Here is a 6,226-nt window from a genome sequence, read left to right as displayed (position 1 = left end):
CCCCGCCTCTCAGTCACAGGACGATGGCAGCGGTATCCGCAAGTTGGTAGCCCTCTCAACGACGGCGCTGCCCCACAGTCCGTCATCGTCCCAATCCACCGAAAATCACCGTTACCCTGCGGGTCATTATCGACTTGCGGGCTGGCGTCAGTTCAAAGCGCCGAAGCCCCCGCGATCTTTTCAAGCCGCAGTGCTCTTGGGTGCTATCTCTCCGATCGACAGTGGCCGAGGCCACCGGGCGGCCATCCTGACTCCAGGGCAGCATCAGTTCGCAATGCCTTAACCACCGCGATCTCGTCATTGCGATAGTGCTCATGAGTGCATCGCGCTTATCGAAAGTAGCGGCTGACCGTTGAGGCCGATCAGATACAAAGCATCGCAAAAAGTACGGCACTAGCCGCAGGCCACGCTGCGATTAGGTTGGGAGCATTGGAGGGCATTACGTGACGTACACCGAGATAACGGAGCGCGTCGTCTTCTTCCGGACGCCTCGTGGAAATCAGACTAGCCGACACGGGCGCAGCAACGGGATCCGGCAGCCAAAGCCTCGGCTGCCAAATATCGGTGCAAAGCGTGGATGTAACGCGTAGATATAAAGCGTCGGCACAGCTGCGGTATGAATACCAAGACGTCGGTCCCGCGCCGCGGCAGCAAAGCAACAGGAGGGGAATTGAAGAAATCGGCCCGCAGTGGACGCAGTGCATTGGGTAAATGCATCGCCACCGAGGCGCCCGACGGACCTCAGAAGCGGCGATCAACACGAGTTAAACGTGGCGCGCCACTGCGGATGCAAAGCGTGAGGGCAAAGCGAGCGCACAGAGCGAGAGCCCAAAGCAAAAACCCCTTGTAGCTAGTGCTACAAGGGGTTTTTAAGGGGAGCCTGACGATTACCTACTTTCACACGGGTATCCGCACTATCATCGGCGTGGAGTCGTTTCACGGTCCTGTTCGGGATGGGAAGGGGTGGTTCCAACTCGCTATGGTCATCAGGCATAACTTGTATGTCTTGCTGACGTTAGGTCAACAAAACCAATTCGGAAGAAGCGTAGTACAACAATGTGGGTTGTGAGTGTATCGGCACAGCGATACTCACACCAGGAAAAACACACTGGTTATAGGATCAAGCCTTACGGGCAATTAGTATCAGTTAGCTTAACGCATTACTGCGCTTCCACACCTGACCTATCAACGTCCTGGTCTTGAACGACCCTTCAAAGGAATCGAGTTCCTAGGGAAGTCTCATCTTAAGGCGAGTTTCCCGCTTAGATGCTTTCAGCGGTTATCTCTTCCGAACATAGCTACCCGGCGATGCCACTGGCGTGACAACCGGTACACCAGAGGTTCGTCCACTCCGGTCCTCTCGTACTAGGAGCAGCCCCCTTCAAACTTCCAACGCCCACGGCAGATAGGGACCAAACTGTCTCACGACGTTTTAAACCCAGCTCACGTACCTCTTTAAATGGCGAACAGCCATACCCTTGGGACCGGCTACAGCCCCAGGATGAGATGAGCCGACATCGAGGTGCCAAACACCGCCGTCGATATGAACTCTTGGGCGGTATCAGCCTGTTATCCCCAGAGTACCTTTTATCCGTTGAGCGATGGCCCTTCCATACAGAACCACCGGATCACTATGACCTGCTTTCGCACCTGCTCGACTTGTCAGTCTCGCAGTTAAGCACGCTTTTGCCATTGCACTATCAGCACGATTTCCGACCGTACCTAGCGTACCTTCGTACTCCTCCGTTACACTTTGGGAGGAGACCGCCCCAGTCAAACTGCCTACCATGCACTGTCCCCGATCCGGATTACGGACCTAGGTTAGAACCTCAAACAAGCCAGGGTGGTATTTCAAGGACGGCTCCACAGAAACTAGCGTTCCTGCTTCAAAGCCTCCCACCTATCCTACACAGACCGGTTCAAAGTCCAATGCAAAGCTACAGTAAAGGTTCATGGGGTCTTTCCGTCTAGCCGCGGGTAGATTGCATCATCACAAACACTTCAACTTCGCTGAGTCTCGGGAGGAGACAGTGTGGCCATCGTTACGCCATTCGTGCAGGTCGGAACTTACCCGACAAGGAATTTCGCTACCTTAGGACCGTTATAGTTACGGCCGCCGTTTACCGGGACTTCAATCAAGAGCTTGCACCCCATCATTTAATCTTCCGGCACCGGGCAGGCGTCACACCCTATACGTCCACTTTCGTGTTTGCAGAGTGCTGTGTTTTTATTAAACAGTCGCAGCCACCAGTTTATTGCAACCCCTTCACCCTCCTGGCGCAGGCCAGTCAAGCTACAAGGGCGTACCTTATCCCGAAGTTACGGTACCAATTTGCCGAGTTCCTTCTCCCGAGTTCTCTCAAGCGCCTTAGAATACTCATCTCGCCCACCTGTGTCGGTTTGCGGTACGGTCTCGTATGACTGAAGCTTAGAGGCTTTTCTTGGAACCACTTCCAATTGCTTCGCGAACAAGTTCGCTCGCCCCACAGCCTTGAATTACGCGCCCGGATTTGCCTAAGCGCCTTCTCCACTGCAGGGACCGGGACTTCCAACACCCGGACAACCTTCCGCGATCCGTCCCCCCATCGCATCATACGACGGTGCAGGAATATTAACCTGCTTCCCATCAGCTACGCATCTCTGCCTCGCCTTAGGGGCCGACTCACCCTACGCCGATGAACGTTGCGTAGGAAACCTTGGGCTTACGGCGAGGGGGCCTTTCACCCCCTTTATCGCTACTCATGTCAGCATTCGCACTTCTGATACCTCCAGCATCCTTTACAAGACACCTTCACAGGCTTACAGAACGCTCTCCTACCATGCGAGCAAGCTCGCATCCGCAGCTTCGGTATATTGCTTAGCCCCGTTACATCTTCCGCGCAGGACGACTCGATCAGTGAGCTATTACGCTTTCTTTAAAGGGTGGCTGCTTCTAAGCCAACCTCCTGACTGTTTTAGCCTTCCCACTTCGTTTCCCACTTAGCAATATTTAGGGACCTTAGCTGGCGGTCTGGGTTGTTTCCCTCTTGACACCGGACGTTAGCACCCGATGTCTGTCTCCCGTGATTGCACTCTTCGGTATTCGGAGTTTGCTATGGCGAGGTAATCCGCAATGGACCCCTCAACCATGACAGTGCTCTACCCCCGAAGGTGATACACGAGGCACTACCTAAATAGTTTTCGGAGAGAACCAGCTATTTCCAAGTTTGTTTAGCCTTTCACCCCTATCCACAGCTCATCCCCTAACTTTTCAACGTTAGTGGGTTCGGTCCTCCAGTACGTGTTACCGCACCTTCAACCTGGCCATGGATAGATCACTTGGTTTCGGGTCTACACCCAGCGACTGAACGCCCTATTCGGACTCGCTTTCGCTACGCCTTCCCTATTCGGTTAAGCTCGCCACTGAATGTAAGTCGCTGACCCATTATACAAAAGGTACGCCGTCACCCCTTTCGAGGCTCCGACTGTTTGTATGCATGCGGTTTCAGGATCTATTTCACTCCCCTCCCGGGGTTCTTTTCGCCTTTCCCTCACGGTACTGGTTCACTATCGGTCGATTACGAGTATTTAGCCTTGGAGGATGGTCCCCCCATCTTCAGACAGGATTTCACGTGTCCCGCCCTACTTTTCTCAAGCTTAGTTCCACACCAGGGTTTTCTCATACGGGGCTATCACCCACTATGGCCGGACTTTCCATTCCGTTTTGATAACACCGGTGCTAAATCTTGAAGGCTGGTCCCATTTCGCTCGCCACTACTTTGGGAATCTCGGTTGATTTCTTTTCCTGCAGCTACTTAGATGTTTCAGTTCGCCGCGTTCGCTTCGCTAGACCTATGTATTCAGTCTAGGATGACCTAAAAGGCCGGGTTTCCCCATTCGGACATTTGTGGATCAATGCTTATTTGCCAGCTCCCCACAACTTTTCGCAGGCTATCGCGTCCTTCATCGCCTGTAATCGCCAAGGCATCCACCACATGCACTTATTCGCTTGACCCTATAACGAGTGCGTCTCTCGACACATCCTTTATAGGTTGAGTATTAGCGTTGTGCCGTATTCCAAGTCATCTTTCGATCACTTAAATACTGGTTGATACAATCACAACCCGTACAATTTCCACGCGCCATCTCTAACGCGCTTCCGTTGTACTACTTCTTCTTCCAAATTGTTAAAGAACAAATACTGCATGACATTGCTGTCATTCAAAAGCATTCACATTCAGGGATTTACTTCAGAAGTACCACTAACTTGCTTTTGACTGACATCGATGCGATCTAAGGTTTTGGTGGAGGATGACGGGATCGAACCGACGACCCCCTGCTTGCAAAGCAGGTGCTCTCCCAGCTGAGCTAATCCCCCAATCAAGCCGACTTACCACCACTTGAGTCTATTTACCCAGTAGCTAAAAGCTTGGTGGGTCTAGATGGACTCGAACCATCGACCCCCGCCTTATCAAGACGGTGCTCTAACCAACTGAGCTATAGACCCGACTTAGATCTACGCAGTCAACAACCGATAAGCGTGAACACTCAACTTCCAGTGCATGCTCTAGAAAGGAGGTGATCCAGCCGCAGGTTCCCCTACGGCTACCTTGTTACGACTTCACCCCAGTCATGAATCCTGCCGTGGTAAGCGCCCTCCTTACGGTTAGGCTACCTACTTCTGGCAAAACCCACTCCCATGGTGTGACGGGCGGTGTGTACAAGACCCGGGAACGTATTCACCGCGACATGCTGATCCGCGATTACTAGCGATTCCAGCTTCACGCAGTCGAGTTGCAGACTGCGATCCGGACTACGATCGGTTTTCTGGGGTTAGCTCCACCTCGCGGTTTGGCAGCCCTCTGTACCGACCATTGTATGACGTGTGAAGCCCTACCCATAAGGGCCATGAGGACTTGACGTCATCCCCACCTTCCTCCGGTTTGTCACCGGCAGTCTCCTTAGAGTGCTCTTGCGTAGCAACTAAGGACAAGGGTTGCGCTCGTTGCGGGACTTAACCCAACATCTCACGACACGAGCTGACGACAGCCATGCAGCACCTGTGTTACGGTTCTCTTTCGAGCACATCCGCCTCTCAGCAGACTTCCGTACATGTCAAGGGTAGGTAAGGTTTTTCGCGTTGCATCGAATTAATCCACATCATCCACCGCTTGTGCGGGTCCCCGTCAATTCCTTTGAGTTTTAATCTTGCGACCGTACTCCCCAGGCGGTCAACTTCACGCGTTAGCTACGTTACTAAGGAAATGAATCCCCAACAACTAGTTGACATCGTTTAGGGCGTGGACTACCAGGGTATCTAATCCTGTTTGCTCCCCACGCTTTCGTGCATGAGCGTCAGTATTGGCCCAGGGGGCTGCCTTCGCCATCGGTATTCCTCCACATCTCTACGCATTTCACTGCTACACGTGGAATTCTACCCCCCTCTGCCATACTCTAGCCTTGCAGTCACGAATGCAGTTCCCAGGTTGAGCCCGGGGATTTCACATCCGTCTTACAAAACCGCCTGCGCACGCTTTACGCCCAGTAATTCCGATTAACGCTTGCACCCTACGTATTACCGCGGCTGCTGGCACGTAGTTAGCCGGTGCTTATTCTTCCGGTACCGTCATCCCCCCGAGGTATTAACCCAGAGGATTTCTTTCCGGACAAAAGTGCTTTACAACCCGAAGGCCTTCTTCACACACGCGGCATTGCTGGATCAGGCTTTCGCCCATTGTCCAAAATTCCCCACTGCTGCCTCCCGTAGGAGTCTGGGCCGTGTCTCAGTCCCAGTGTGGCTGGTCGTCCTCTCAGACCAGCTACAGATCGTCGCCTTGGTGAGCTTTTACCTCACCAACTAGCTAATCTGATATCGGCCGCTCTTGTAGCGCGAGGCCCGAAGGTCCCCCGCTTTCCTCCTCAGAGCGTATGCGGTATTAATCCGGCTTTCGCCGAGCTATCCCCCACTACAAGGTACGTTCCGATATATTACTCACCCGTTCGCCACTCGCCACCAGGTGCAAGCACCCGTGCTGCCGTTCGACTTGCATGTGTAAGGCATGCCGCCAGCGTTCAATCTGAGCCAGGATCAAACTCTTCAGTTTAAACCTGTTACTGTTTTCGGTTTTTCGCGATAAATCGCTAGAACCGGTCGCTCTCAAAGTATGCTGACAAGTTAATTACTTAACTTACCTATTACTATGTGAGCCTCAATAAATTTAAAGCTTATCTGCCGAAGCAGACGCAC

2 tRNA genes and 3 rRNA genes are annotated in these 6,226 nt (G+C 52.9%); all 5 read right to left on the bottom strand.

Annotated elements, in window-relative coordinates:
* Nucleotides 1-878: 878 nt before the first annotated feature.
* The 5 genes from rrf to A9762_RS25095 all read right to left on the bottom strand — a co-directional run bounded on the left by rrf (nucleotide 879) and on the right by A9762_RS25095 (nucleotide 6,083).
* Nucleotides 879-991 (bottom strand): 5S ribosomal RNA (gene rrf, locus A9762_RS25115).
* A 125-nt stretch (nucleotides 992-1,116) separates the two neighbouring features.
* A 23S ribosomal RNA gene (locus A9762_RS25110) occupies nucleotides 1,117-3,994 on the bottom strand.
* A 287-nt stretch (nucleotides 3,995-4,281) separates the two neighbouring features.
* Nucleotides 4,282-4,357 (bottom strand) — tRNA-Ala (locus tag A9762_RS25105).
* Between the two features lie 52 nt (nucleotides 4,358-4,409).
* Nucleotides 4,410-4,486, bottom strand: a tRNA-Ile gene (locus A9762_RS25100).
* Between the two features lie 64 nt (nucleotides 4,487-4,550).
* Nucleotides 4,551-6,083: ribosomal RNA gene (locus tag A9762_RS25095) — 16S ribosomal RNA — on the bottom strand.
* The 16S, 23S and 5S rRNA genes sit together here with 2 tRNA genes alongside, the layout of an rRNA operon.
* Nucleotides 6,084-6,226: the final 143 nt, after the last annotated feature.

The organism is Pandoraea sp. ISTKB (assembly GCF_001721285.1).
Lineage (GTDB): Bacteria > Pseudomonadota > Gammaproteobacteria > Burkholderiales > Burkholderiaceae > Pandoraea > Pandoraea capi.
This window is presented reverse-complemented; position numbering and strand designations above follow the sequence as displayed.